General features: G+C 66.9%; 2 protein-coding genes and 1 pseudogene. 2 read left to right on the top strand and 1 reads right to left on the bottom strand.

Annotated features, from left to right (window positions below; genetic code table 11):
* Positions 1–2,264 (top strand): transcription-repair coupling factor (mfd, locus tag HMPREF9440_RS11865; protein ID WP_008541727.1); only part of this gene is annotated, 2,264 nt, incomplete at its 5' end.
* Between the two features lie 140 nt (positions 2,265–2,404).
* Positions 2,405–3,118, top strand: coding sequence for a putative DNA binding domain-containing protein (locus HMPREF9440_RS03940; RefSeq protein WP_008541726.1), 714 nt, complete (start codon positions 2,405–2,407; stop codon positions 3,116–3,118).
* A 121-nt stretch (positions 3,119–3,239) separates the two neighbouring features.
* Here HMPREF9440_RS03940 and HMPREF9440_RS11165 read toward each other — a convergent pair.
* A pseudogene (locus HMPREF9440_RS11165) lies at positions 3,240–3,440 on the bottom strand (hypothetical protein); the annotation flags it as partial.

Raw genomic sequence — 3,440 nt, 5'->3', positions numbered from 1 at the left:
GCCGCCGCGAGACGATCGGGGCGCTGCTCCGGGGCTGTGGGCTCACCTTCACCGAAGTCGACAACCTCGACGCCTTCGCGGCCGGGACCGCCCCCTTGGGCCTCACCGACGCGCCGCTTCTCTCCGGCTTCGTCGTCCGCGAAGCGGGCGTGCTGGTGCTCACCGAGTCCGAACTCTACGCCGCGACGGGGCCGCGCACCCGCACGCGCCGTGCGCGCCACCAGACGAACGTCGAGATGATGGTGCGCGACATCGCGGAATTGAAGGTGGGCGACGCGGTCGTGCACATCGACCACGGGATCGGGCGCTATCAGGGCTTGACCACGATCGACACGCCCGAAGGGGGCGCCGAATTCCTGGAGCTCGAATACAAGAACGGCGCGAAGCTCTTCGTGCCGGTCGCGAACCTTCATCTCATCAGCCGCTACGCGGGGGCGGACCCCGCAAACGCGCCTCTTCACACCCTCGGGCGCGGCGACTGGGAGAAGGCGAAGAGGAAGGCCGCCGAAGAGGTCCGCGACACCGCGGTGGAGCTTCTTCACCTCTATGCGCTCCGTCAGAGCCGCACCGGGAACGCCTTCACCTTCAGCGCGAAGGACTATCAGGCGTTCGCCGAAGGCTTCCCCTTTGAGGAAACGCCCGACCAGGCGACCGCGATCGCCGCCGTCATCCACGACATGACGACCGCGAAGAGCATGGACCGCCTCGTCTGCGGCGACGTGGGCTTCGGGAAGACCGAGGTGGCGCTTCGCGCCGCCTTCATCGCCGCGATGGCGGGGCGCCAGACGGCGGTCCTCTGCCCCACGACGCTTCTTGCGGAGCAGCACGCCGCCACCTTCCGCGACCGCTTCGCCGACTGGCCCGTGACGATCGCCGAACTCTCGCGCTTCCGCACCGGGAAGGAGACCACCCGCACGATCGAGGGTTTGGCGGACGGCTCCGTCGACATCGTGATCGGGACCCACAAGCTTTTGTCCGAGAAGGTTCAGTTCAAGAACCTCGGCCTCATCATCATCGACGAGGAGCACCGCTTCGGCGTGCGCCAGAAGGAGCAGCTCCGGCGGCTTCGCGCCGAGGTGGACGTGCTGACGCTCACCGCCACCCCGATTCCCCGTACGCTCTCGATGAGCCTGGAAGGGATCCGCGACTTTTCCGTCATCGCCACCGCGCCCGAGAAGCGCTTGTCGGTGAAGACGTTCGTCCACGCCGAAGAGGACGGCCTCATCCGCGAAGCCGTGCTTCGCGAGCTGAAGCGCGGCGGCCAGGTCTACTTCCTCCACAACGAAGTCGAAACGATTGAAAACCGCCGGGAGCGTTTGGCGAGGCTCGTCCCGGAAGCGCGCATCGTCGTGGCGCATGGGCAGATGTCCGAGCGCGAGCTCGAGCGCGTCATGCGCGAGTTCTACCAACAGCGCTTCAACGTGCTCCTCTGCACGACCATCATCGAGACCGGGATCGACGTCCCGACCGCGAACACGATCGTGATCGCCCGCGCCGACAAGTTCGGCCTCGCGCAGCTCCATCAGCTGCGCGGCCGCGTCGGGCGCTCGCACCACCAGGCCTATGCGTACCTCCTGACGCCGCCCGACGGCGCCTACACGAAGGACGCGCAGAAGCGCCTGGAAGCGATTCAGTCGATGGAGGAGTTGGGCTCGGGGTTCTACCTCGCCATGCACGACCTCGAAATCCGAGGCGCGGGCGAGGTGTTGGGCGAACACCAGAGCGGCGAAATCGCCGAGGTGGGCTTTGAGATCTACAACCGCATGCTGATGAACGCCGTCAAGGCTCTCAAACGCGGCGAGTCGATCGACCCCGAGGCGCCGCTCGCCACCACGACGGAAATCAACCTGCACGCGCCGGCGCTTCTGCCGTCGAGCTACGTCCCCGACGTCGCGAGGCGACTCGCGGTCTACAAGGAGCTCGCGAGCGCGGAGCACCGCGCCGAGATCGAATCGATCACCGAAGACCTCGTCGACCGCTACGGGAAGATGCCCGACGCGGCGGCGCGCCTCGCCGCCATCCACAACCTTCGCCTCAAGTGCGAGAAGGCGGGGATCCGGAAGATCGACGCGGGCTCGTCCGCGACCGTGATCACGTTCTCGCCCACGACGTCGGTCAAGCCCGAGAACCTCATCCGCACGCTCCAGAGCCGGAAGAACGCCCGCATGGCGGGGCCGGAGAAGCTGCGGTTCGAAGGCGGGAAGGAAAAACCTGAGGACCGCCTGCAGTTCGTGAGCGAAGTGCTCGCGGACCTGATGGGGTGAGTGCGCGAGAGGGCCGCCCGGATGGAGCAAACGGAGGCCCTCACGTCTTTCCGTCGGCAGGCGTAGGATGTGCTTGGTGCGGACGGCGCTCGGCCGTCCCGCGCAGCATCACCCCACACCCCACATGGAGTCACCCCGCCATGACGCCCCAAACCGTCGCCGCCCTGCCCGACGTCGAACACCCCTGCGAACTCTTGTCTCCGGTCTCCCGCGCAACCATGCAGGACCTCCGGGAAGACGCTCTCGACGCCTTTCTCAAGAAGGCAAGGCGCGCGGAGCCGAAGCTGCGGGACCTCCCGCGGGACGAACTGTTCCACACCTTGAACCTCAAGGCGGAAGACCGCCCGACCCTCCTCGCGATGCTCCTCTTCGGGATCTGGCCGCAGGCCTACTTTCCCTGCCTTCACGTCTGCGCCACCGCCTTCCCCGGCCGCGAAGTGGGCGAGCTCGGCTTCGCCGGCGAGCGCTTCACCGACACCGAACGCATCGAAGGCACGATCGAAGAGATGCTCTTTCGCGCCATGGGCTTCGTCGGCCGCAACACCCGCCGCGCGACCATCTTCGACGACCGGGGGCGGCGGACCGACCGGTACGAATTTCCCGCGGTCGCGGTGAGGGCCGCGCTCCTCACGGCGCTCGCGCACCGTGACTACGGCTTCAGGGGCGAAAGGCTCCCGATCGACCTGCAGATCTTCTGCGACCGGTTGGTCGTCCGGTGCCCTGGCGGACCGGTGCGCGGGCTCGTCCGAAATCCGATGCTCCTGAAGACGTTGGCATGGCTGGGCGCCACCGACGCTCAGGCCGACGGGGAAGAAGTGATCCGCCGAAGTTTGGCTGCGGCTGGGATGCCCTAACCCGTCTTTGAGTCCAGGACCTACGGTTGGATGGTGACGATGCCAAAGCCGAATGAGGCCGAATGAGGCCGAACAAGGCCGAGTGAGAACGGAAGCGGGCGCATCCGCCCGCTTCAAAACCTCACCCCCGCGCCGTCCGGCGATAGACCGCCATCGCGGCGAAGCCCGCGGCGGAAATCGCGGCCGCGGTGGTGTAGCAATGCGTGAGCGTGAGCCCGTTCGCGAGAAGCGTCTTCATCAGGGTCGGCCCCAGCAGTCCCGCAATCGCGAAGCCCGCGAACATGATCCCGAACACTGCTGTCCAAATTGAAATGTGCTGTCC

It is taken from the genome of Sutterella parvirubra YIT 11816 (assembly GCF_000250875.1).
Taxonomy (GTDB): domain Bacteria; phylum Pseudomonadota; class Gammaproteobacteria; order Burkholderiales; family Burkholderiaceae_F; genus Sutterella; species Sutterella parvirubra.
The sequence above is the reverse complement of the archived record's forward strand: the minus strand, read 5'-3'. Positions and strand labels throughout refer to the sequence as shown.